Origin of the sequence: Novosphingobium sp. (assembly GCF_037133355.1) — a bacterium.
Classification (GTDB): Bacteria; Pseudomonadota; Alphaproteobacteria; order Sphingomonadales; family Sphingomonadaceae; genus Novosphingobium.
Genome location: NZ_JBAXOI010000010.1, coordinates 47676 through 70859 on the forward strand (window position 1 = coordinate 47676; position 23184 = coordinate 70859).

17 protein-coding genes are annotated in these 23184 nt (G+C 66.9%); 11 read left to right on the forward strand and 6 right to left on the reverse strand.

Annotated elements, in window-relative coordinates:
• Window positions 1-47: 47 nt before the first annotated feature.
• The gene (locus WCL10_RS11590; protein WP_336895802.1) at window positions 48-3212 is read right to left on the reverse strand and encodes an autotransporter outer membrane beta-barrel domain-containing protein; all 3165 of its coding nucleotides are present in this window, start codon (window positions 3210-3212) and stop codon (window positions 48-50) included.
• A gap of 356 nt (window positions 3213-3568) precedes the next feature.
• Here WCL10_RS11590 and WCL10_RS11595 point away from each other — a divergent pair, with 356 nt between their 5' ends.
• Window positions 3569-4258: a response regulator transcription factor gene (locus tag WCL10_RS11595; protein WP_336895803.1), complete on the forward strand. Its 690-nt coding sequence runs from the start codon at window positions 3569-3571 to the stop codon at window positions 4256-4258.
• Window positions 4258-5637 carry an ATP-binding protein gene (locus tag WCL10_RS11600; protein ID WP_336895804.1) on the forward strand — a complete coding sequence of 460 codons (1380 nt, stop codon included), beginning with the start codon at window positions 4258-4260 and terminating at the stop codon, window positions 5635-5637. Before WCL10_RS11595 ends, WCL10_RS11600 begins: the two co-directional genes overlap by 1 nt.
• Here WCL10_RS11600 and WCL10_RS11605 read toward each other — a convergent pair.
• Entirely contained in the window at window positions 5593-8967 is a 3375-nt protein-coding gene (locus WCL10_RS11605; RefSeq protein ID WP_336895805.1) for a glycosyltransferase, read from the reverse strand. The genes WCL10_RS11600 and WCL10_RS11605 overlap by 45 nt on opposite strands.
• A gap of 310 nt (window positions 8968-9277) precedes the next feature.
• On the opposite strand from WCL10_RS11605, the gene WCL10_RS11610 reads away from it, so the two are divergent.
• The 3 genes from WCL10_RS11610 to WCL10_RS11620 all read left to right on the forward strand — a co-directional run bounded on the left by WCL10_RS11610 (window position 9278) and on the right by WCL10_RS11620 (window position 12901).
• Window positions 9278-10465: an FAD-binding domain-containing protein gene (locus WCL10_RS11610; protein WP_336895806.1), complete on the forward strand. Its 1188-nt coding sequence runs from the start codon at window positions 9278-9280 to the stop codon at window positions 10463-10465.
• The gene (locus WCL10_RS11615) at window positions 10462-11988 is read left to right on the forward strand and encodes a cryptochrome/photolyase family protein (RefSeq protein WP_336895807.1); all 1527 of its coding nucleotides are present in this window, start codon (window positions 10462-10464) and stop codon (window positions 11986-11988) included. Before WCL10_RS11610 ends, WCL10_RS11615 begins: the two co-directional genes overlap by 4 nt.
• 76 nt (window positions 11989-12064) lie before the next feature.
• Window positions 12065-12901 (forward strand): class III extradiol ring-cleavage dioxygenase, encoded by an 837-nt coding sequence (locus WCL10_RS11620; RefSeq protein ID WP_336895808.1) that lies wholly within the window; start codon window positions 12065-12067, stop codon window positions 12899-12901.
• Window positions 12902-12907: 6 nt separating this feature from the next.
• Here the strand turns inward: WCL10_RS11620 and WCL10_RS11625 are convergent, their stop codons facing one another.
• Complete coding sequence (locus WCL10_RS11625) at window positions 12908-13528, reverse strand: TetR/AcrR family transcriptional regulator (RefSeq protein WP_336895809.1); 621 nt, start codon at window positions 13526-13528, stop codon at window positions 12908-12910.
• Window positions 13529-13617: 89 nt separating this feature from the next.
• On the opposite strand from WCL10_RS11625, the gene WCL10_RS11630 reads away from it, so the two are divergent.
• The 3 genes from WCL10_RS11630 (at window position 13618) to WCL10_RS11640 (ending at window position 15777) form a co-directional block, all read left to right on the forward strand.
• Complete coding sequence (locus WCL10_RS11630; RefSeq protein WP_336895810.1) at window positions 13618-14178, forward strand: cupin domain-containing protein; 561 nt, start codon at window positions 13618-13620, stop codon at window positions 14176-14178.
• Window positions 14175-14885 (forward strand): DUF4386 family protein, encoded by a 711-nt coding sequence (locus WCL10_RS11635; RefSeq protein WP_336895811.1) that lies wholly within the window; start codon window positions 14175-14177, stop codon window positions 14883-14885. Before WCL10_RS11630 ends, WCL10_RS11635 begins: the two co-directional genes overlap by 4 nt.
• Before the next feature lie 91 nt (window positions 14886-14976).
• Window positions 14977-15777 (forward strand): MipA/OmpV family protein, encoded by an 801-nt coding sequence (locus WCL10_RS11640; RefSeq protein WP_336895812.1) that lies wholly within the window; start codon window positions 14977-14979, stop codon window positions 15775-15777.
• A 36-nt stretch (window positions 15778-15813) separates the two neighbouring features.
• Here the strand turns inward: WCL10_RS11640 and WCL10_RS11645 are convergent, their stop codons facing one another.
• The 3 genes from WCL10_RS11645 to WCL10_RS11655 are packed head-to-tail and all read right to left on the reverse strand — an operon-like array spanning window position 15814 to window position 20693.
• Window positions 15814-16677 carry a DUF6671 family protein gene (locus tag WCL10_RS11645; protein ID WP_336895813.1) on the reverse strand — a complete coding sequence of 288 codons (864 nt, stop codon included), beginning with the start codon at window positions 16675-16677 and terminating at the stop codon, window positions 15814-15816.
• Between the two features lies 1 nt (window position 16678).
• Entirely contained in the window at window positions 16679-19084 is a 2406-nt protein-coding gene (locus tag WCL10_RS11650; protein WP_336895814.1) for a DUF2309 domain-containing protein, read from the reverse strand.
• Window positions 19085-19115: 31 nt separating this feature from the next.
• Complete coding sequence (locus WCL10_RS11655; RefSeq protein ID WP_336895815.1) at window positions 19116-20693, reverse strand: proton-conducting transporter membrane subunit; 1578 nt, start codon at window positions 20691-20693, stop codon at window positions 19116-19118.
• 109 nt (window positions 20694-20802) lie between these two features.
• Here WCL10_RS11655 and WCL10_RS11660 point away from each other — a divergent pair, with 109 nt between their 5' ends.
• The 3 genes from WCL10_RS11660 (at window position 20803) to WCL10_RS11670 (ending at window position 23170) form a co-directional block, all read left to right on the forward strand.
• A complete protein-coding gene (locus tag WCL10_RS11660; RefSeq protein WP_336895816.1) occupies window positions 20803-21693 on the forward strand; it encodes a LysR family transcriptional regulator in 891 nt (296 codons plus the stop codon).
• 195 nt (window positions 21694-21888) lie between these two features.
• Window positions 21889-22080, forward strand: coding sequence for a hypothetical protein (locus WCL10_RS11665; RefSeq protein ID WP_336895817.1), 192 nt, complete (start codon window positions 21889-21891; stop codon window positions 22078-22080).
• 118 nt (window positions 22081-22198) lie between these two features.
• Window positions 22199-23170: a hypothetical protein gene (locus tag WCL10_RS11670; RefSeq protein WP_336895818.1), complete on the forward strand. Its 972-nt coding sequence runs from the start codon at window positions 22199-22201 to the stop codon at window positions 23168-23170.
• Window positions 23171-23184 lie beyond the last annotated feature (14 nt).

Consider the following 23184-nt stretch of genomic DNA (forward strand, 5'->3'; position numbering starts at 1 on the left):
GGGGCAGCCTTGCGGCCGCCCCCCGATCGGTTGCGAAAGTCCGCGCCTTAAAGCGCGATGGCGAGCGAGGCGCGGGCCGAATAGCCAGTGCCGCCGCCTTCGAGCTTTTCGTAGCCGCCGCTGATCTTCCACGTGTAGTCGAGCCCGCCCTGGATCAGGCTGACTTCGCCGGTCCAGGCCGAAGGCATCTGCTGGCCGGTAAGCGTGAAGGTATCGCCGCCGCTGGCGGCGCCGCGGTTGAATGTCGCAATCGTGTTGCCCACTTCGCCCGAAATGCGGCTGCGGCGCCCGCCTTCAACCTCGACCGTGAAGGGGCGGTTTTCGTAGTTGCCCGGCGCCGTGCTCCAGCTCGCGACAAGCGTTGTGGTGCCGTTCACCACCTGGCTGGTGCGGCCCGCCAGCGTCAGCGCCAGAGGGGCGTTGCCGGTTTCGGTGTAGCCGTTTTCCTTCAGGCGGAAGTATTCGATCGTCGCGCGCGGCTTCAGCTTGAAATGTTCGCCGACGTTGATCGCATAGGACACACCGCCAGCGCCGGAGATCATCGTGCCCTTCCACTTGCCGCCCGCGCCGTAGCTGAACGACTGGCTGTCGACAGTGCCGGTGAAGGTGCGGGTCGAAGTGAACGAGGGCCGGCCATAGCCGATCCGCGCATAGGCATAGAGCGGACCTGAGGCGAGCCGCCAGAAGGCCGCTACCTCGACATCGCTGACCTTGACCTTTTGCGTGGCGTCGGTGGTCGAATTGCCCGAAAAGTAGGTGAACGAGCCGCCGAGATGGCCAAAGCCGAACTTCTTTTCAAAGCCCAGCGAGAGCCCGCCGCCGCTGTTGCTGTAGCCTGCCGTGGTGCCGGCGGTCTTCTTGCCCTTGAAGTAGATCGGCTCGAGCCAGGCGCCGGCATCGCTGATCGTGAACCAGCTCGAATCGTCGTCGATCCGCCGTGCGGCAAGGCGCGTGCCACGGCTGAGGAGATCCAGCGATCCGCCGGCATAGTCGGGCAGCATCTGGTTGAACTGGGTCTGCAGCGCGGCGGTATCGGCCACCTGCAGCAGGCTCGACTGCAGCAGCGTGTCCTTGCCCGCATTGGCAAGGATTGCGCTGTAGGCCTGCGACTGCGGCAGATTGAGCCCGATCTCGCTCGCCGACTTGCGCGCGATCGTGAGCGTCACGTCATTGCCCACTGCGGCGATCGCGCCCTTGTAGAGCACCGGCATGTTGAGCGCCGAGGCGCCGACGTTGGACCCGCCGGTCAGCGTGCCGGCGCTGAGCACCGTATAGGTGCCCTCGGCCTTGGTCAGCGAGGTGATCCGCGCCGAGATCTTGGAGCCGCTGGCGAAGTTCGCGGTATCGGCCACCAGCTTGGAGGCGGTGCCCGTCGCGCCGTCGACATAGACGCCGAGCGTGCCGTTGGCGCCGACGTCGAGCGACTTGATCGTTGTCGTGGTCGCCGCGTTGGCACCGAAAGTGCCGCCATTGACGGTCACCGCCAGCTGCGATCCGCCGGTCACGGTGCCGCGGTAGATCGCCTTGTCGGCAAGGGTCAGGGTGCCCACCTGGTCGTTCAGGATCAGCGTGCCGGTGAAACGCGAATTGCCCGCCATGCTCATCGAAGCGGTGCCAGCGCCGAAATCGACGTCGCCGATGTACTTGGCATCGTCGGCCAGCTTCACCGTGTCGTTGCCCGCGCCGAGGAACGTCTTGCCGGTGATCTTGCCCGAGCCGACGTCGAGCGTATCGTTGCCGCTGCCGGTGTAGATGTTGCCGGTGATCGAGGTGTAGACCTTGGCCTTGTCCGGATCATAGCCGGTCGCGTCCTTCTCGGTCTTCTGGGAGGCGGCGTCGGTGGTGTTGAGATACTGCTTGATCGTCACGCCCGAGGTATTGGACGAAACATCGATCGCGGCGAGCTGGTCCTCGCTCGAACCGGTGACCGAGATGTCGCCGGTGTTGTCGATTGCGGTCAGCGTGCCCGACAGGTCCTTGATCGCCGAGGACGAGCCGATGCCCGGCTGGCTGATCACCGCGCTGATCGTACCGCTGTTGTAAAGCGAGCCGACCGTCGAGCCGGCATTGATGAGAATGCCGACTGCTGCCGAATCAACCGTGGTCGCGGTAATATTGCCGCTGACGCCGATGCCCTTGGTCAGTGTGACATTGCCGCCCTTGCCGCCAATCACCACTGCCGAGGCATTGGTCGAGCTGTAGGTGGCGCCGGCCGTCACGCTGCCGTCGATGCCCAGCGAATAGGTGCCGGTGCTGCTCGCGCCGCCGCCAACCGTGATGTTGCTGGCGCCGCCGACCTGGATCGCCGGGCTGTTGCCATAGGACTGGATCGAGCCGGTGGTCTCGGTGGTCGAGCCGCTGGTCGAAGCCGTGGTCACGATGATCCCGCCGCCGACGTTGCCGTTGATCTCGACTGCGGCCTTGCCGGTGGAAAGCGCGCTGCGCGGCAAGGTCTGGGTGCTGCCGTCGTCTGCGGTGTAGGTGGTCGCCTGCGAGAGCGAGCCGTTGATCTTGACGATCCCGCCGACGTCGCCGTTCACCACAAGCGCCTGCGTGCCGCTGCCGATCATGCCGATCGTGCCGCCCGCGCTGACATTGCCCGAAACCGCGCCGGTGCGGATGCCGACCGAATTGTCGCCCTTGACCTTGATCGTGCCGGAGTTGGTGACCGAACCGGTCAGCGCCGAGTCTATGGCGATGCCGGCCGAGTTCACCCCGTCCACCGTGATCGTGCCGCTGTTCGAAACGTTGCCCGTCACTGCGGCGCCGGGCGCCACGCGGATGCCGTAGCGCCCGCTCGCCTGCGCGATGGGGCCTTCGGGGATGCCGTTCTTGTCGCTGTCGGGGGCGGTGAAGGTTTCGATCACCTGGATTGTGCCGGCGTTCGAGATGTTGGTGGTCGTGCCGCCCTGGACCACGATGCCCGCAGCGCCGTCGCCGGCGCCCATGTCGAGCTTGCCGCCGTCCTGGACGGTTACGTCCTTCGATGCATCGACCGTGACCGCCGTGCCGGTATCGAGCTTGATCGAACCGTCCTTGGCCACTGTCACCGCACCTGCGGCAGACGTCAGCAGCGGAACGGTCGTTGCGGTGCTCACAGTGGTGTCGGCAAGGGCCGGGCTCGCTGCCGCGAGGAGGGCGACCGGGGCGGCCGTGGCGAGGAGGCGGGCCGCGTGCTTCACGGTGCGGGCGATCGGGGTCGAGCTGTGCATCGGTATCGTGTCATCCGGCAAGGGGAGGGGCTGCCTCGCGGCAGTCCGCGCCCATATGGTACCCTCTCCGGCGCGCCGCGTCATCGCGTGCCGGCATTCAGTGGTGCAAAATCGCCCGCAACCACGCCAGAATGGCCGTAGCAGCACGCGATTTGGGCGCCTCTTAACGCGATTCTGCGCCATGCCTTAGCGGAAAATTTCAGCAACCCCGCGCGCCGGTAAAGTTCCCGTTCAGGTCCGGCGTCCCCGCCCGGGTCCGGGCGCATCGGGCACCAACCTGAAAGCGCTTGCGGGGCGCGGCGGGCGTGGCCATGGTGCGGAGCTGGGGGTCTGGGGCATTTTCATGGAAGAGGCCAGTGGCTGGACGCATTCTGCTCGTCGAGGATGATCAACAGATCGCCGACTACATCGTCTCGGGCCTTGCCGAGGAAGGCTTCACGGTCGACCGTGCCGACAATGGCCGGGACGGGCTGTTTCTCGCCACCGACAGCCTGTTCGATCTTGTCGTGCTCGACCGGATGCTGCCCGGGATGGACGGGCTCGCGCTGCTGAAAGCGATGCGCGCGGCCGACGTGCCGACCCCGGTGATCCTGCTTTCCGCGCTTGGCAGCACCGATGACCGCATCTCCGGGCTGACCGCCGGCGCGGACGATTATCTCAGCAAGCCCTTCTCGTTCGGCGAGCTGCTCGCGCGGATCCATGCTCTGCTGCGCCGCGCCGCGGGCGGGGTGCGGCAGGCGCAGGAAACCACCTTGCGCTGCGCCGATCTCGAGCTGGACCGGCTGACCCGGCAGGTGAAGCGCGGCATGCGCAAGATCGCGCTCCAGCCACGCGAGTTCCGCCTGCTCGAATACATGCTGATGCACGCGGGTGAGGTCGTCACCCGCACCATGCTGCTCGAGGCGGTGTGGGACTATCACTTCGATCCCGGCACCAACGTGATCGATGTCCACATCAGCCGCCTGCGCCGCAAGATCGATGACGGCGAGGTGCGGGCCCTGTTCCACACAGTGCGCGGCGCGGGCTATCGTCTGGCGGTAGACTGATGGCGCGGCTCTTGCCCCGGCGAGGCCTCTCGCCGACAATGCTGCGCCTGATGAGCGCGATCTTCGTGCTCCAGGTTCTGTCGAGCGCTCTCGCGATCCTGTTCCTGCGCGGGCAGATGCTCGACGTCGTACGGATCGACCGCGAGCGGCAGGTAATCGACGTGCGCGACGACCTGCTCGCCGCCTATTACGACGGTGGGCGCGAGGAACTGGCGGACTTCATTACCGCGCGGCGCGGCAGCGCGGCGGACCCTGCGGTGTTCATCGCGCTCACCGGCAAGAATGCGCCGGTGTTGAGCAACCTGCTGCGCGTGCCGACCATCCTGCCTGCCGCTCGTCCGCAGCCGGTCGCCGTGCAGCGCGGGGTTGGCCAGCCCCCTGCGGAGGGGCTCGCACTCGTCGGCCAGCTGCCTGATGGCGAGCGGCTCGTGGTCGGGGTGGTGAGCCTTTCGGAACGGCGCATCGACCTTGCCTTTGCGACCGCAGCGGGCCTGACCATCGCGATTTCGGTGCTGATGGCGCTGCTCAGCGCGGCGGTGGTTGGCATTGTCATCAGCCGGCGCACGCACCTCATTGCCGAGACCGCCGCCGAGCTTGCCTCGGGCAATTTTGGCGCGCGCGTCCCGATCGAGGGCACGGGGGATGGCTTCGACCACCTGCGTCGGCAACTCAATCTCATGGCTGAGCGCATCGGCGAGCTTGTTGCGCAGCTCGGCGCGGTTTCGGGGGCGCTGGCGCATGATCTGCGCTCACCCGTCGCGCGCCTGTCCGCCGCGATTGATCTTGCGTTGGCGCGGGTCGAGGATCCGCGCGCGATCGAGGCGCTGCAATCTGCCCGCGCCGATGCCGATGCGCTGCGCGCCATGCTGGAAACGGCGCTCGAAATCAGCATGATCGAAGGCGGCGTGGTGGAGGATCGCCGCCGCCCACTCGACCTGGCCGCCGTTGCCGAGGATCTCGTCGAGCTTTACGATCCGCTGGCCGAGCAGTCCGGCGTGCGGCTCGAGGGGCGGCTGGAGGCGGTCACTGCCTCAGCGGACCGCGAACTGGTCTCGCGCGCGCTCGCCAATCTCATCGACAACGCGCTCAAGTATGGCGGCAAGACAGTCACTGTCTCCACCGGCATGCGGCGCGATGCCAATGACGTGCTGTGGGCCGAGATCGCGGTTGAGGACAACGGTGTCGGCATTGCGCTCGCCGACCGGGCCCGCGCGGTGGAGCGGTTTGTGCGGCTCGACGACGCGCGCACTCGCCCTGGCGGAGGGCTTGGCCTTGCCATGGTCGCCGCGGTGGCGCGCCTCCATGGTGGCAGCTTCGAACTCTCCGATCCCTCTTCAGGCAGCAAGGGCCTTGTGGCCACCCTGCGCCTGCCCTGTTGAGACGCGTCCCGTCCGCTCGAGCTTGCCCCAGCCGATGCCAAGCCCCTGCAGCGCCGCGCCGACCGCGCGGATCACCACGCTGTACATCAGCTGGCGATAGACAAAGCGCTGACTGAGCAGCAACAGCGGCGGGAAGCGCCGCTCGCGCACATCGAGGCGGTAGGCGACCCAGCCGCAAATCAGGTCGATCAGAGTAAACGCTGCCCAATAGAGCCCCATGCGGAGCACGTCGGTCTGCGTCTGCGCCCAGCCGTGCTGCATCACCCTGACCACCGTGCCGACAATTGAAACGGCAAGCGCCAGATCGATCAGCGGCGAGATCAGCGCGAAGAGGATCTGGAACAGCCAGGCCTGCGGCATGCCGACGAAAGCAAGACCGGCGGGCTTGCGCTGCCACAACACCGGGCGGTGCTTCCACAGGCACTGCAGCGTGCCGAATGCCCAGCGAAAGCGCTGCTTGGAAAGCGCGGCCAGGGTCTCGGGCGCCTCGGTCCAGGCCACCGCGTCCTCATCGTAGCACACCTTCCAGCCCTTGCGCTGGATCGCGATGGTGAGGTCCTGGTCCTCGGCCAGAGTGTTCTCGGGATAGCCGCCGACATCGTTCAGCGCGCTGCGCCGCCACGCGCCGACCGCGCCCGGCACAACCATGATCGCGCCGAAGCGGGTGAGCGCGCGGCGCTCGATGTTCTGCGCGGTGATATACTCCACCGCCTGCCAGCGCGTGACGAGATTGACCCGGTTGCCAACCTTGGCATTGCCCGCGACCGCGCCGACCTTCTCGTTCTCAAACCAGCGCACCAGCCGCGCGATGGTCTGCGGCTCGAACTGCGTATCGGCATCGAGCGCGACGACAATTTCGCCGGTTGCCACCGCCAGTGCCCGGTTGAGCGCCGAGGCCTTGCCGCCGTTGACCATCGTCATCAGCCGCACGCTCGGATGGTTGCCGAAGGCTGCCGCAACCAGCGCGCTGGTGCGGTCCTTCGAGCCGTCGTCCGCCACGATCACTTCCATATGCGGATAGTCGCTGGCGAGGATGCGGTGGATCGAGCTCTCGATCACGCGCTCCTCGTTGTAGGCAGGGATGATGACGCTGACGATCGGCTGATAGCCGTTGCCGAGTAAGGGCACCTTGCGCCGGTCGGGCACGAGCGCAAGGCCGGTAAGGCCGAGCGCGCGGATCACGCCGAGCGCGATAGCGAAGAAGAAGCTCCAGTTGAGCGCGGCGAGCAGCAGCGCCAGGATCGAGAAGATCGCCACGTCGACGCGGACCGCGGCCAGATCCCAGCCCTTGACCTGCGGCATCACGTCGTCGCGTTTGAGGCCGGCGAGTGTGGAGGCGGGCACCAGGCGGTAGCCGTCGGCCTCAAGCCTCTCGATGATCTGCGGCAGTGCAAGCACGGTCTGCTCGCGGTTGCCGCCGCCATCGTGGAGGAGGAGCACATTCGCGCTGCGGTCGGACGCGGCGTGTTCGATCGCGTCGACCGAACGCGCGGCGATCTCTTCGGCGCTGCGCTTCATCCAGTCGCCCGGATCGGCATGGAGCCCAACCACGGTATAGCCCAGATCCTGCGCGATCAGCGCCGGCCCCAGTTCGTCGGCGGTGGTCGGCTCGGCATCGCCGAAATAGGGCGCGCGGAACAGGCGGGTGGAGCGGCCGGTATAGGCCTCGATCAGGCGCTGCGTGGCGTTGAGCTCGAGCCGGATGCCGGCCGGAGAATCCTCGGCCATGTTGGGGTGGGTGTAGCTGTGGTTCCCGATCTCGTCGCCGTCGGCCACCATGCGCTGGAGCAGGCTGCGTCCGGCCACGCCGTTCTCGCCGATCACGAAGAACGTCGCGGGCACGTGATATCGCTCCAGCACCGATAGGACCTCGGGCGTATACTTGGGATCGGGGCCATCGTCGAACGTCAGCGCGACCAGCTTCGCGCGGTCGCCGGTGCGGCGCACCACATAAGGGGTCGGCAGGCTGTCGTAGTGCTCGTCGTCGATCAGCGGCTGCCGGGCGGCGAAGTGAACGCTGCGCGTGCCGCTTTCGGGTGTCGCATCGATGCGCAGGATCTCACCACTGCCTTCGACATCGACGTTGTTGGCCTGCTGGATGCGGGCAAGGTCCGGGCGGCTGCCGTGGCCCTCGCGCCAGGCCTTGAGCGCGTTCCAGAAGCCGGGATCCTCCGCGCCCAGCCGCCACAGAGCGACCGAGCCGATGCCCAGCTGCGTGAGCATCTGCATCTGGTTCCAGCTCGCCGCCGCGTCGAGCATCCACACCTGATGGTGCTCAGACGGGGTCGCAGTGTTGGCATCCTCGTCGTCGAGATAGCCGAAGCCGGTGTTGCCGCTGGCCTTGTCCCAGCTGGGCAGGGTCCCGCTGTCGTGGGCGGAGAGCCAGGCTTCTTCGATGGTCTGCGCATCGGCATGGCCGCCGTGCCAGTCGTAGCCGTAGTTGCCGAGCGCAACGATCACCTTGCCCGGCGAAAGGCCCCGGACCTGCTCGGTGAGATGCCCGGCGAACCAGCCGTTCGAGGCGATCGGGCCGGGCTCGCCGCCCTGCCAGTGCTCGTCATAGGCCATGAGTACGACCTTGTCGGCCACTTCGGCCAGCCGCCTGGCCGACCATGCGGTATCGTCGATCGGCATCGTCACGGCGACAACGCGGTGCTTTGGCGCGAGGCGGGCGTGAAGATCGGCCAGCAGGCCGTGCAGCGCGGCAATCCCGGAAGGGGGCAGGTCTTCAAAGTCGATCATCACGCCGCCGTCGCCGGTCCGGTCGAGCGCCGCATCGATCTGGCCGACGAGCGCGGCCCGGCGTGCGGGATTGGCCATGAGCGCGGTCGCGCCCGTGCCGTCCCATTTGCCGTTCGCCGCGTTCTGCAGCACTGGCACGACGAGCGGGCGGCGCAGCGCGGAGGTCAGGATGCGGCGCATAGGCGCATCGTCGGTCACTGCGAGATTGCCGCTGTGGTCGAGCGAGAACAGCGTCGGCGCAAGCCAGTCGAGTTCGCCGACATGGCGCTCCAGCGTTTGCGCGCTGCCATCGGTCCACGAGGTGTAAAAGCCCACATTGAGCGTCTGTTCGCCGCCATGCGCGGCCAGTGCGGTGCGGCGGCCGAAGAGCTGGCCGAGCTTCTGCGACAGCCGGCTGACCTGTGTCTTGAGCGGGAAGGGAGCTTGCCGTTCGAAGCCCAGCGGCAGCGGCGGCGCCGGGGGCACTGTCACTACGGTCGTGGCGAAGACCACCGCGAGCACGAGCAGCGCGATCAACCCGGCAAAGGCACCCCGGCGGGTGAGGCGGCGGCGGCGGCCGGTGGGATCGAAGAAGATCGGACGAGACACGCGGGGCTTCCCTCAGGTTGAGCCGGCCATGCCAGTGCCGCGCGCCGGAGAGCGCTCTCCCCGCGCGGGATCGGACTGCGGCCGCAGGCTGGGTGACGATGGACGCCGGACAGGCAATCGGAACAGGGGACCGTCACGTCACGACTTCCGTGACAGACGTCCATCGCCGAGGTCCGCTCTAGGACTGCCCGCCCATCCGCCGGGTGAGCGGAACATTACCTTTTTGCCATTTTCAGATGGGTGGGCGCGGATAGGCGCTTGCCCGCAAGACCATCTGGGACCTCGCCGTGCCCGGGCCCAAGGGGCTGACATGGTTCCAGATCCAACCCGCCGCGCCGCGCTTGCTCGCCTTGCGCTGTTTCTGCCGGGGGCAGGTTCCGCCTACGCGAGTGGGCGCAACTTCGATCCGGGGCCGGGTCGCAGCGATGCGGTCTCGCGGCTTGCGCCTTATGTGCGCCACCGGCTCGTGACCGAGGAGGAGGTCGTCGCCGCAGTCCTGACGCAGCACGGCTTTGCCCCTGCCCGCAAGTTCATCCAGGAGGTCTGCTGGCGAACCTATTGGAAAGGCTGGCTCGAACTGCGTCCCACGGTGTGGCGGCGATATCTGGCCGAGCGCGACGCGGCGCAGGCGGTCACGGCGGGCGGCGCCGCGCTGGCAGAGGCGGAAGAGGGCCGCACCGGGATCGATGCCTTCGATGCCTGGGTTCGCGAACTCGCCGAGACCGGCTACCTCCACAACCACGCGCGGATGTGGTTCGCCTCAATCTGGATTTTCACGTTGCGCCTGCCGTGGACGCTGGGCGCGGACTTCTTTCTGCGCCACCTCATCGATGCGGATGCCGCTAGCAACACCCTGTCGTGGCGCTGGGTCGCCGGGCTGCAGACACCCGGCAAGACCTACCTTGCACGGCCAGACAACATCACGCGCTACACACAAGGCCGCTTCACGCCGCGCGGGCTGGCAATGGAGGCCCCGACGCTGATCGAGCCGCCCGCGGGTTCGGCAGGCACGCTCGTGCCGCTCGAGGCGCCCGATCCGGCTGTGCCGAGCCTGCTGCTGGTGCATCACGAGGATCTCTGCGCAGAATCGGCGCTTCCTTCAGATATCGCGCTGCGCGGTGTGCTTGCGGCGTTTGATCCGGCGCTGCTTTGGGGCGAGGCCGCACGGCGCTTCGTCGGCCCGGCCATGGACGATGCGGCGGTGCGCGCGGGCGAGCACTTTGGCCGGGTTGTCATACGCGCCGATCGCCTCGAAGCAGGAGCGCTGATCACGGCGGCTGAGGCCGTCGGAGCGCGGCAGATCGTCACACCTTATGCCCCTGTCGGCCCCGTCGCCGATGCGCTCGCCGCACTAGCACCTGTGCTGGCGGAGAAGGGTATCGCGCTCAGGTCCGTGCGGCGGCGCTGGGACTCAGGGCTCTGGCCCAATGCGCGGCGCGGCTTCTTCGCGTTCGATGCCGAGATCGAAGGGCACTTGCGCGCCGAGGGGCTGCTGTGAGCGGCGGGAGTCTGATCGTGGTGCTGGGCGACCAGCTCAGCCCGGCGCTGCCTTCCCTGCAAGCCGGAGACAAGGCGCGCGACCGGGTGCTGATCGCCGAGCTCATCGAGGAGGCGACCTATGTGCGCCACCACAAGAAGAAGATCGCCTTCATCTTCAGCGCCATGCGTCACTTTGCCGAGGAACTGCGCGCCGCCGGGTGGACAGTCGACTACGTCCCGCTCGATGCGCCGGGTAACAGCGGCAGCTTCACCGGCGAGGTGGCGCGGGCGGTCGCAGCCTGCAAACCGGAGCGCATCATCGTCACCGAGGCGGGCGAATGGCGCGTCGCGCAGATGATTGCGGGCTGGGAGGCGGCGTTCGGCGTGTCTGTCGAGGTCCTGCCTGATACGCGCTTCATCTGCCCGCTCCCCGTGTTTCGCGAATGGGCCCAAGGGCGCAAGTCGCTGCGCATGGAGTATTTCTACCGCGAGATGCGCCGCCGCACCGGCCTCTTGATGGATGGTGGTGAGCCTGCCGGCGGCCAGTGGAACTTCGATGCCGAGAACCGCAAGGCCGCCGCGCCCGACCTGTTCATGCCGCGCCCGCCGGTCTTTGCGCCCGATGCGATCACCTTGGAGGTGCTGGCCCTGGTGGGTGCCCGGTTTGCCGATCATTTCGGCGATATTGAGCCGTTCCACTTTGCTGTGACCCGCCGCGATGCGGAAGCCGCCTTTGCCGCCTTCGTCCAGCGCGCGCTGCCGCGCTTCGGCGACTATCAGGACGCAATGCTTGAGGGGGAGCCATTCCTCTATCACGCGGTGATCGCGCAATATCTCAATTGCGGGCTGCTCGATCCGCTTGCCGTGTGCCGTGCGGTGGAGGCGGAATGGCGCGCGGGCCGTGTGCCGATCAATGCTGCGGAGGGCTTCATCCGCCAGATCATCGGCTGGCGTGAATATGTGCGCGGGATCTACTGGCTGACGATGCCCGGTTACGAGCGGCGCAACTATCTGGAACACACCCGCGTTTTGCCGGAATTCTACTGGACCGCCGAGACCGAAATGGCTTGCCTCAGTGCCGCCATCACCCAGACGCGCACACACGCCTATGCCCACCATATCCAGCGCCTGATGGTGACGGGGACATTTGCACTCATCGCCGGGATCGACCCGCACGCGCTGCACGAATGGTATCTCTCGGTCTATGCCGACGCCTATGAATGGGTCGAGCTGCCCAATACCGTGGGCATGAGCCAGTTCGCCGATGGCGGTCTGCTCGCCTCCAAGCCCTATGCCGCGAGCGGAGCCTATATCAACCGCATGTCGAACCACTGCGGCAACTGCCGCTACAATGTGAAGCAGCGCACCGGCCCCGATGCCTGCCCGTTCAACCCGCTCTACTGGGATTTCATTGCCCGCCAGCGCGGCAGGATTGCCGGCAATCCGCGCATGGCGCAAATGGTGCGGACCTACGACAAATTCGCCGATGCCGAGAAGGCACGCATTGCGGCAAGCGCCGCCGCGATTCTTGCGAGGCTCTGATCGTTCGAGATTCCTGAATGATCGGGCCGAGAACTTGTGGCTGTTGCGCGGGGGCGCAGCAGCATAAGCAGGACGCATGAAACAGCCCGTGTTCTTCCTCTCGCATGGCGGGGGCCCCTGGCCTTGGCTTGATGGTCCGTTCCGCGAAGGCTTTGCCTGGCTCGAAGCCTCGCTCAAGGCTCTGCCCGCGCAGTTACCCGAGCGGCCGCGCGCGGTGCTGGCGATTTCGGGGCATTGGGAGGAGCCGGGCTTCACCGTCTCGAGTGCGCCGCACCCGGGCATGGTGTTCGATTACTACGGCTTTCCCGAGCATACCTACCACATCAGCTATCCCGCACCAGGCGATCCGGCGCTGGCCGCGCGGGTGCGGGAACTGGCGGGGGCGGCGGGTATAGCGGTGGGCGATGATCCCGCGCGCGGCTTCGATCACGGTACCTTCTCGATGATGCAGCCGATCTGCCCCGAAGCATACCTGCCGGTGGTCAGCCTTTCGATGAAGATCGGCTACGATCCGGCGGCGCACCTCGCGCTTGGCCTCGCGCTTGCACCGCTGCGTGATGAAGGCGTGGTGATCATGGGCTCGGGGTTGTCCTATCACAATCTGCGCATGTTCGATGCCCGCGCCGCTGAACCCTCGCACCGGTTCGACGGCTGGCTGCGCCATACTCTGCTCGATCTGCGACCGGCCCAGCGCACCGCAGAGCTGCTGCGCTGGGAGCAGGCGCCGGCGGCGCGCCAGGCCCACCCGCAGGAGGACCACCTCATTCCGCTGATGGTCGCGCTGGGCGCCGCGGAGGCCGAGCCTGCCACCTGCATCTATTCGCAGGCGGATCTGTTCGGCGGGATCACGGTTTCCTCATGGCGCTTCGGCGAGGACGTGACGCCGAGCGGCTTTGACCGGCTCGGCGCCTAGGCGGCCTCACGCATAGGCGCTGCGCACCATCCGCGCGATCACCTTGCGCACCCGGTCCCAGTCCGCTTCTTCGCGCAGCGCCACACCGGCAAACATGCCGGTCGTGGCGCCCGAAAGCACGAGGTGCTGGATCGCGGCGATGACCACCGCGTTGATTGCGGGCGCATCGACATTGGCAGGCGGCAGAAGGTCGCCGCGAATCGCGCCGATCCAGCGCGCCAGACTGCCCGCACGCGCCTCGGCGAGTTTGACAACCAGCGGCGAAGGCTCGGACAGTTCCCAGGCCGCGATCTTCTGCACCAGCGGATTGGCGCGCAGCGCATCCAGAAACGCCAGCGCCATGCACTCCATCAGTTCGGCATAAGTAGCAGGCTGCGCTACGGGCGGGACACCGTCTTGCAGCCACGAGGCGAGATCACCACCGATCGCTTCGACCAGCCCGTCCAGGCCGCCAAAATAGCGATAGATCAATTGCTTGTCGCAGCCAGCGCGCCGCGCGACGGCATTCACGCCGAGCGCTTGAAACCCTTCCTCGCTCAGCAGGGCTTTCGCGCCTTCGAGGATGGCCGTCTCGGTCTGGCCGCGGTTCCGGGACCTGACGTCTTTGGGGGTGTCCTTGCCTGTCATGGCGGCTGTCTAGCACCGCCCGATCATTTTGTCACCGGGTGGTGATTAAGTTCTTGCGTATGTCACCAACTAGAGACAAGGTGATCGTCATGACCGCAAACTCGCTCAGTCGCCACATTGAAAACCCCGTCACCGGGGACCGGATAAGCTTCATCCAGTCGCCGATGATGGGGGAGGGCGACATGCTCATCTTCCGCTGCCGCCTCGCACCCCATGCCAAGGGCAGCCCCGCCCATGTCCACGAAGCGGTGTATGAGACTTTCCTCGTCGAGCACGGTGAAATGACCTTCACCCTCGGCGCGAAGGCCGATCGCACCCTCACTGCAGGCGAGGGGATCGACCTTCCCCCCGGTACCGTCCACGGCTTCCGCAATCGCGCTGCCAGCGAAGCCTGGTTCGTCTCGACCGCCAATCCGGGGATCGAACTCGAAGCCTTCCTGCGCGCGCTCTATGATCTGGCGGCGCGCGGGCAGACCGACGGCGACGGCAATCCCAAGGACCTGCGAGATCTCGCCCTGATACTGAGCAATGTCGATTTGACCGCCGATGGCCTGCCGCGCGCCGTGCAGAAGGCTGCGATCGCGGTGCTCGCCTGGTTCGCGCGCCTCAAGGCATCGCGCCGTTCCCTCGTGCCGAGCGCTGCGTGGTGAAGCGCGCGCGACAGCTGCTTGGCAGCGCCGCAATCGCGCTCGCGCTCGGTTTCAACATTCCCTACGCCGTACTCGCGTCGCTCTATGACTACCCGGCAATCCTGCGCCGCCCCGCAGCCGAGGCACTCGACCGGTTCGCCGCCCTTGGCAGCAGCGTGATCCTCGCCTGGCATGGCTTCGCGCTGGCCGCGCTGGCACTCGTGCCGCTGGCCATCGCGCTGGCGATCACCCCGGCGCGCCTGCGCACATCGCCCGCCGTCGCCATCGGCGCCGCCATGAGCGGCGCGCTGGCGGGGCTGGCGCAGGCCATCGGATTGTGGCGCTGGGTCTTCGTGGTGCCCGCGCTGGCGCGCAGCCATGCCGATCCGGCAACGCCGTTCGCCATGCGCCAAGCCGACGAGACGGCCTTCGCACTCCTTAATGCCTATGGAGGCGTCGCTATTGGTGAACACATCGGCCAGCTGCTTACTGCCTTGTTCGTCGGCCTGGTCGCCACGCTCCAGTGGCGGGAAGATGCACGCCGTACCGCATGGCTGGGCTTTGCGACCGCGCTGATCATGGCCTTGGGCGCGCACGAAGGGCTTGCCCTTGCACTGGGCGCTGACGGCTCGCTGTTCTCCGCTTTCACCATTGCCGCATTTGCCGGTCTCACGGCCTGGCTGATCGCCACCGGGGCCGGGCTGATCAAAGGCCGCACCGCCCCCTGATCCCACTGCTTTTGCCGACAGCTTTCCTTCCCGGACGGGCGCGCCGGGAGGGCCCACCCCTTGCGCCCATCACACAGGATAGGACCACCCCATGAATACTCTCCAGCACATGACTGCAATGACGCTTGCTCTCACCACCACGCTGACGTTGATGACAGCCGCCACCACCGCCCGCGCCGAAGAAGCGCACGGCACGATCATCGCAGGTATTGGCACGGTGCCCGATTACGAAGGCGCTGATAACCAACGCGTCATCCCGCTCGCGGGTGGCCGGGTCATGGTCGGCAAGCGCTACATTGCGCTCGATGGACTGCGGCTCAGCGCCAATGTGCTCGAAAGCGAGACATTCGAGTTCGGACCCGTCGCCACGCTCACGTTCAAGCGCGACAGCAAGGTTCGCTCGAGCGCCGTTGCCGCCCTGGGGCCGATCAAGGATGCCTACGAGATCGGCGCCTTCGCCGCAGCCTCGCTGCCTGTCGGCGGCGACGACCGCGTCCGTTTTGCTCTCCAGGGCGTGCAGGATGTGAGCAACGCCCACAAGGGCTGGCTCGGCACCGCGAGCGCCAGCTATATCGCCCCGATCGGCAGCAAAGTGCGCGTGATCGCCGATGTCTCGGCAACCTACGCCAGCGGTGACTACATGCGCCGCTACTACACTGTCTCCGCAAGCGGTTCGGCGGCCAGCGGCCTTGCCCGGTTCACCGCAAAGAGCGGAGTAAAGGACATCGGCCTGACCCTGACTACCAGCTACCAGCTCACCCCGAAGTGGTCGGTGATCGGCTTTGCGGGCTACAAGCGCCTGACGGGCAGCGCCAAGGACAGCCCGGTGGTGTCGCGCGAGGGCAATGCCAACCAGCTTCGCGGCGGGATCGGCCTCGGCTTTTCGTTCTGATCGCCGCCCGATGCCGCACCGCGAGGCGCAATGCCTTCAGGGATTGCATTCCTCGCAGTACATCGGGTCGGCCAAGGCTGCGGCCATCGCGCGTTCCTCGCGGTGGCCGCAGCCTGCACATTGCAGGATATCCGCCCGCGTCAGAAAGGTAGGCGCGGCGCACCATCTGCAGGGCAGGCCAGTCAGACGCTCGGTCACCGCAAAGCCGTGCCGCCCGCACTCCGGGCAGCGGCTGCGGGCGCGGCGTACAAGGTCGATCATCGCTCGTTTGATCGCGCGCATGCGGCGCGGATTGCGGTGGGCGCGCATGTCGGTTTCGATGTGGGCCGCTCCGGTGCGCGCGATAGCCGCATCCAGCGCGGCGGCAAGATCCGCCGGTGCGGCGATGGTCTTGAACAGGGCAAGGTTCGGTGCGGGTGCGCCATCTGCCATGCCCATAACGATCACACCGTGCTCGGGAAAACCCGCTTTGGCGGCAAAAGCAAGGCCTGCCTCCCGGTCCATCACCGCCTGATGCGCGAAGTTGGTGTCCATCGTCCCATGATGGCCCACCAGCTCCAGCCCGCCCGCCCGGTCGATGAGGACCACCAGTTCGCGGCCGAATGCGCAGAACGGCACTTGCGGGTGCGGGCCGAAGCTCCCCTCGCTCGCAAGGCCGACCTGCGCATCTGGCGCAAGGTCGAATGCCGCCGAGATCTTGGCCCGCGCTGCTTCCAGCGGGGTGCCGGAACGCGCGACCTCGCGGCTGAAGGTGCCGAAGGTGTCGGTATCAAGCCCCTTGGGCACCTCGACCGTGAGGCCGAGAAACCGCGCGGCAAGGGGGGCGATCGCCCGCTCCTTGCCGTGCATTGTCGCGAGCACCGCGCGCGCGCCGTCGTAAAGCGGCGGCACAGGCGCCATTTCAGATCTCCATATCCGCCGTTGCTGTCTCGACCGCCTCGACCAGGGCTTCCCACCCCAGATTGCCGGCATAGCGCCAGGCCATCCGCCCCTCATCGTCGAGTGCGAAGAGGTGCAGCCAGCGGTTGTCGAACAGCGCGCGCACGCCCGGGTGCTTTTCCAGCACCGCGCTCATCGCCTCGCGCGGGGCTTCGATGCAGACCGAGAGCCGCAGCGGTTCGTGCATCAGCCCGTGTCCGTCGTGCACCGACTGCCAGGGCAGACCAGCGCGCAGCGGGCCGCCGTTGCCCTCGATCACGCCGATCCCGCCGACCACGTTGTGCAGCAGCTTGTTGCCGCCGCCGAACTGCTCGGGCGCCACGCTCGACCCAAAGTACTGCAAGCTGATCCAGCTCGCGACCACGACCGGCGCGGTCATGATCAGTTCGAGCACGCCGAAGCCTTCGTCGCGCCGCCAGACGTAGTCGTGGAGAAAAGCGCGGCCTTCGAGGTTGCGTCCGGCGGTGCGCATGCGCGGCGCTGCGACAAACGCCTTGCACCCTGCAAGCGCCCATTCGGCGCGAGTTTCCGACCAGTCGCGGCTGCGCTTGATCACGCTGGCATCGCCGCTCGCGCGCGGCAGGCGCAGGGCGCGCTCGCTGCGGGTGAGAACGGCTGCGGCGGCGAGCCAGCTCTCGGCCTGCGTGATGGCATTGCGGTGCGCGTCCGTCGGCTGGTCCTCGGTGTAGAGCGATACGGTGTCGGTCGTGGTGTCGTGCAGAGCGGCGATGAAGAGCGTGCCTGAAGGGATCACGATGCCCCGGTCGAGCAGCCCCGCGCGCACCTCGCTATCGTTGAGCAGGCCCGCCAGCAGCCGCGCGTTGACCTCGCCCGAATAGCCCCCGCAGGCGCCGCAGTGGAGCGCGCTGGCGTGCGGGTTGTTGACCACATTGGCGCCGTGGCCGACGAGCAGGACCAGCGGCGCGAAATCGCTGGTGAGCGACATCGCGCCCAGGATCGAGGCGGCCATGTCGATGCGCGTCGCCGCATCGGGCGCGGGATCGGCAAAGGGCTTGGGATCGCGCGGCACCGGATTGGCCTTGAGACCCAGCGCGTCCTTCAAAAGCTTCCCGATGTAGATCGGACCCGCCGCCTCGACGAAGGCGAAGGAGGAGACCGCAGCCAGCTTGAAGCGGCCCCAGGCCCGCGCGGCGCGTGCGGTGTGGCGGGTATGGGTGGCGCCCTCGCCGCCGGTGCGGCTGGTAAGGCCCGCGTTGAGCAGCACCGGCAGGCGGTGCTCCGCAACATCGGAGGCGAACCGCTGGTGCGAGGCGGTTAGGCCGAAGAAGCCGGCAAAGCCCAACGTCTGAATGCGCCGATCGAGCGATTCGAGCGCGCGGCGGAAGACTTCCGAGCGCACGTCGATGCAGAACGCGGCCTGCAGAACCGGAGCCATGCGCTCGGCGGTCGGATTGGGCGCAGTCAGCGTCTGGGAAAGCGCCGCCTGACCGGCGCGTTCGGCCGCTTCCTGCAGGATCGAGTCGATCACCTGATCATCGTCCGGCAAGACCGGCGTTTCGTGCGCGGCCATGGCTGCCTGCCAGGCGGTGCTGATCCGGGCGCCATAGCGTTCGAGCAGCGCCTGCTCCCACAGCAGGCGGATGGTGAGGAAATCGGTCAGGGTCTGGTCGCTGCGCCCGGCAAGCTCGGCCTGCCACAGTTCGTAGCGCGCGACGTGAGCCCAGCCGCCCAGCGTGACGAGCAGGCTGTGGAAGTAGGTCTCGAGCGCGGCGGGCGGCAACTGCAGTGCGGCGACCGCGCTGGCCAGCGCCTCGACAGCGCGTTCGGGGGCATCGGCAACGAATGCGCCGAAGCCGGTGAGGCCAGCGATTTCCGGCGTCAGGTCATGGGTCGCAACCGCCTGCCACGCCGCATAGGCGCCCTTGCCGTGCGGGGCGGTCCAGAGTGCCTGGCCCTTGTCGAAATAGCCGCCCGCCCAGGCGCCAAAGCGTTCCGCAAAGATTGCGGGCCAGTCGATTCCCGAAGCCTCGGCGGCCAGATCGGCGGCCGTTGGCACTGCCCGCGCCGGCGCCGGATCGTGCGCCAGCGCGGCCAGCAGCGCGGCGAGCGAGGCCGGTTTGCCGGGATGGGGCGAGGCGACGAGCGCAGCGGCAAGGTCGGCCTCGGTCATGGCACCGCTCGCCAGCTTCTCGCGGAACCAGCTGCGCGGCATGGTGACAGGCTTTCCAGCGACGCGGGCCATGAGCGCGGCGGTTTCGGCAAGTGTCAGCCCGGCCTGGCCGAGGTACGGATTGACCGCGACGCTCGAGGCCAGCGGCCAGACCGGGGGAATGGCGCGCGCAGCGCTGTCGGCAGCGACCTTGAGCTGGACGAGTGTCTGGCTGTTGTCGGTGGGGATCATGAGCATTGGAGTGATCCTTCGGGAGATAGAGGAGGGGTCAGGCGGACCGCTTGAGGGTCCAGCCGCCGAGAAGCCGGTCGAACAGGGCGTTGGCGTAGAGGCCGTTGGAAAGGTGGACGCGCAGGCCCGCTGCCGCCGGGTGATAGGCCCAGAGCGGGAACATCGACTGCGCCACCGCGACCAGGCCGAAGCTCAGCACCGCGAGCACCATCAGTGTCCATTCGAGCGGGCCCGGCGCAGGCGTGGCGGGCAGCGTTCCGGCGGTGAGCCAGAGCGCGAGGCCGTGCAGTGTGAAGTAGCCGATGGAAGCTGCGAAGGCATAGACTGCCATTCGCCGGGTGAGTGCGCGCGGTGCGCTGTCGGCAAGGCCCTGGGCGAAAAGGTAGGCGACACCAAAGATCAGGATGGCGCCCAGCGCGACGGCCTGCGGCGACTTGTGATGGAAGCCCGGCGCCAGGTCGAACACCAGGGTCATCGCGCCGTATATCGCAAGCGCCGCAAGGAAGGCCCGGCCAACCGCGGCAGGACGGGGGATCGCCACCGGCCCAGGCCGCCGCGCCGCCGCGATCTGCTCGACCGCGCCGCCCGAGGCAAGGAAGGCATGCGCCTTGTAGAGCGAGTGCAGCACGATGTGGAGCAGCGCGAGCGGGAACAGGGCGAGGCCGCACTGCATGATCATGAAGCCCATCTGGCCGACCGTGGACCAGGCCAGCGAGGTCTTCACTGCGGGCTGGGTGAGCATGACGAGACCGCCGAACAGCGCGGTGAAGCCGCCGATCATGACAAGGACCGCGAGCACACCGGGCGCGAGCAGCATGACATCGGCGAAGCGGATGAGGAGGAACCCGCCCGCATTGATCACGCCGGCATGGAGCAGCGCGGAGACCGGGGTCGGTGCTTCCATCACTTCGGTGAGCCAGCCGTGAAGCGGGAACTGCGCCGACTTGAGGAGGGCTGCAATCGCGAGGAGACCCGCCGCTGCCATCTCCCCGTAGCCGCCAAGGCCTGCATGCGCGGCGGCAAGGATCGCGGAGATGTCGGCGGTGCCGTAGGCGTTGAACATCAGCAGCGCGGCGCCGAGGAGCGCGGCGTCACCGGCGCGGGCGGTCACGAACTTCTTGCGCGCGGCACGCTGGGCGGCGACCCGTTCGGGGTAGAACAGCAGCAGCTTGTGCAGCGCGAGGCTGGTCGCGATCCAGGCGCCGAGCAGCTGGACCAGCGAGCCTGCAGTGACCAGCATCATCACCATGGCCAGCGTCGTCGCCAGCCAGGCCATGAACACGCCGTGGCGCGCCTCGCCATCAAGGTAGACGCGGGCATAGCGCACCACGATCCAGCCGACGAAGCTGACAAGCAGCAACGTGACCGCGCTGATGAGATCGAGCCGGAAGGAAATGAGCGGCAGGGCAGGGCTGGCCGCTGCAAGAGTAAGCGTGGTCACGCCGCCGATGGCGAGCGTCGCCATCGTGCCCCCAGCCAGCGCCACGGCGAGCAAGGCGAGCGTCTCGATCATGGCAAGCGGGCCACGGCCGATGCGGCTGGGCTGGGCAAAACCAAGCGCGGCTGCGATCAACAGCAGTGCCGGTGGGGCAAGGATCAGAAGGTGAAGGGGCATGATCGGGGCTCCGCAGGAGGGGCTTTCGAAGTTGACCTGCTCCTAGCGCACCCGCCCTCCAGCAAAAAATTCATTGTTTAGGAAATATCGTTCGTTTTATGTGAACGATATGGCTGACCTCAACTACAACCACCTGCGCTATTTCTGGGCCGTGGCGCAGGACGGAAACCTCTCGCGCACCGCTGAACGGCTCAATGTCTCGCAGTCCGCGCTTTCGGTGCAGATCCGCAAGCTGGAGGACCGGCTTGGCCATGCGCTGTTCGAACGGCGCGGCCGCGCGCTGCACCTGACCGAGGCGGGCCGTATCACGCTCGATCACGCTGCTGCGATTTTCGCGACCGGCGATGAGCTTCTCGGCACGCTCAAGGAAACTGGCGCGGCGCGGCAGGCGGTACGGATCGGCGCGCTTGCCACGCTGTCGCGCAATTTCCAGATCAGCTTTGTCGGCCCGCTGCTGGCGCGCAAGGATATCGAGGTGGTGCTGCGCTCGGGCAGCCAGGCTGAATTGCTTGTGGCGCTCCAGTCGCTCGCGCTCGATGTGGTGCTGACAGACCAGCCGCCGGCCAGCGACGCGCTGACCCCCTTCATCACGCACAAGCTTTCCGAGCAGCCTGTCAGCCTGATCGGTACCCCGGCCTTGCTGGGTGAAACCCGCGCGGTGGCCGATCTGCTGCGCGCGCACCCGGTGATTCTGCCCACGGCGGGCAACAGCGTGCGCAGCGGTTTCGATGCGCTGGTCGACCGGTTGGGCCTGCGCCCGCAGATCGCTGCCGAGGTGGACGACATGGCGATGATGCGTCTCATGGTGCGCGAGGGCTTTGCGCTTGCCGTGCTGCCGCCGATCGCGGTGCGCGATGAGCTTGGTGCGGGCATACTGGCCGAGGCCGAAGCATTGCCCGGGATTGTCGAGACTTTTCTGGCGGTTACGACGCAGAGAAGGTTTCCCAACCTCGTGGTGCGCGATCTGATCGATCAGGCCATGCACGGCCGCATTGACTGACGGAAATTGGTGGCCGCCCGTAGCGGGACAGTCATGGTGCGTAAAGATCCAGCGTCGGCACAAAGTTTACTGTTACGTGACACGATGTTCCAAAAAGGGATCACTAAGATATTTACCATGTCTGTCAACTGACAAAGGTCCAAAACGGAGTCAGCCTCCCATCAGCATCACCCCGATGCAATGAAGGAGCATCCCATGCGCGATCTCAACATTAACGAACTCGAACAGGTCTATGGTGCCGGCGGCTGGGACTGCTGCTGCGAGTGCCCGCCTCCTCCCCCGTGCGGCGGCGGCTCGAAGGCCAAGAACAGCCACGGCGGCGGCAGCAAGTCGAAGAACACCAAGGCCAAGTCGAAGTCGAAGAAGCACAGCATCAAGTGCTGGTGAGCCTTGCGCTCACCTTCGGCTGCGTGCCGCATCGGGGGCGGGAGCAAACTCCCGCCCCTTTTCTCTTTACGGCCTTCGCCTCACCATTGGGTAAGACAAGCCTGCTAGGACTTTGCGTATGACCTGCCACTACGCTTCCAGCACATTCACGGCCGATCCGGCGGGTGGCCAGACCGCCGGGCAGGAGGCCCGGTCGATGGTCTGGCTGCGCGGGCAGCCGCATCTCGAGGATTACCTCGCGTTTTATCGCAAGAAGGTGATCGGCGGCGACAAGGTCGATCCACGCATGCTCACGGCGCGCTGGCGCGAGGCCAACGATCTCTATCACCAGCTGGAGCAGGACGAGGCCGGTCTTGCCGATACCATTTCCTGCCGCCCACTTGACCGCCGCCTTGCGGGTCTGGCTGCGAAGCTCGAGGCGAACCCATGGTTCCGGAGCTCGTTCGACAACTTGCCCTATGCTATCGAATTGGTCGAACTCGACAAGCTGATCGTCTCGCAGATTCAGGTCGAGAACGGCTTTTCGCAGGCGATTGCCGCGCGGCTTGGCGCCAAGCCGACTCCGGCGCAGCTGTTCCGTTTCTGCCTGCCGCTGGAACGCGAACTGCCGCCGGTGAAGATCCAGCGTGTTGCATCGAACCGCTACCAATTCTCCTCGCCTTCCAGCGATTTTCGGGCACACGATCCCGTGCTGATGCGCGATCCCCGGCTTGACGGGCTCGATCTGCCCGGGCCTGCGGCTGCCCTGTTCGGTCTCTCTGTGGGCTTCGGTTCCAACTTCCTCAGCGCGATCCGCAGCGGCTCGCGAGTCGTGCTGCAGAACGGCTACCACCGCGCCTATGCCCTGCGCAGTGCTGGGCTGACGCACGCATGGTGCGTGGTGGAGGAAGTAACCCGCAAGGACGAGCTGCGCCTGAGCGCGACCGAGGAAGTGCTCGCGGATCCTGCGTTCTATTTCCTCGCCAAGCGCCCGCCGCTGCTGCGCGATTTCTTCGATCCACGGATTGCCGAGGAAGTGCTGACCAAGCCGACCGACTGCCTGGTCGAGATCGAGATAAAGGTCCGCTCAAGCACGCTCACATCGCTCTGACCGCAAGTACCTGA

What these genes read in the sequence shown, in the direction of transcription:
- WCL10_RS11655 (WP_336895815.1), bottom strand. Translation starts at nt 20,693, where the DNA reads ATGCCCCTTCACCTTCTGATCCTTGCCCCACCGGCACTGCTGTTGATC.
- WCL10_RS11650 (WP_336895814.1), bottom strand. Translation starts at nt 19,084, where the DNA reads ATGCTCATGATCCCCACCGACAACAGCCAGACACTCGTCCAGCTCAAG.
- WCL10_RS11610 (WP_336895806.1), top strand. Translation starts at nt 9,278, where the DNA reads ATGGTTCCAGATCCAACCCGCCGCGCCGCGCTTGCTCGCCTTGCGCTG.
- WCL10_RS11665 (WP_336895817.1), top strand. Translation starts at nt 21,889, where the DNA reads ATGCGCGATCTCAACATTAACGAACTCGAACAGGTCTATGGTGCCGGC.
- WCL10_RS11625 (WP_336895809.1), bottom strand. Translation starts at nt 13,528, where the DNA reads ATGACAGGCAAGGACACCCCCAAAGACGTCAGGTCCCGGAACCGCGGC.
- WCL10_RS11645 (WP_336895813.1), bottom strand. Translation starts at nt 16,677, where the DNA reads ATGGCGCCTGTGCCGCCGCTTTACGACGGCGCGCGCGCGGTGCTCGCG.
- WCL10_RS11640 (WP_336895812.1), top strand. Translation starts at nt 14,977, where the DNA reads ATGAATACTCTCCAGCACATGACTGCAATGACGCTTGCTCTCACCACC.
- WCL10_RS11670 (WP_336895818.1), top strand. Translation starts at nt 22,199, where the DNA reads ATGACCTGCCACTACGCTTCCAGCACATTCACGGCCGATCCGGCGGGT.
- WCL10_RS11620 (WP_336895808.1), top strand. Translation starts at nt 12,065, where the DNA reads ATGAAACAGCCCGTGTTCTTCCTCTCGCATGGCGGGGGCCCCTGGCCT.
- WCL10_RS11590 (WP_336895802.1), bottom strand. Translation starts at nt 3,212, where the DNA reads ATGCACAGCTCGACCCCGATCGCCCGCACCGTGAAGCACGCGGCCCGC.
- WCL10_RS11660 (WP_336895816.1), top strand. Translation starts at nt 20,803, where the DNA reads ATGGCTGACCTCAACTACAACCACCTGCGCTATTTCTGGGCCGTGGCG.
- WCL10_RS11630 (WP_336895810.1), top strand. Translation starts at nt 13,618, where the DNA reads ATGACCGCAAACTCGCTCAGTCGCCACATTGAAAACCCCGTCACCGGG.
- WCL10_RS11600 (WP_336895804.1), top strand. Translation starts at nt 4,258, where the DNA reads ATGGCGCGGCTCTTGCCCCGGCGAGGCCTCTCGCCGACAATGCTGCGC.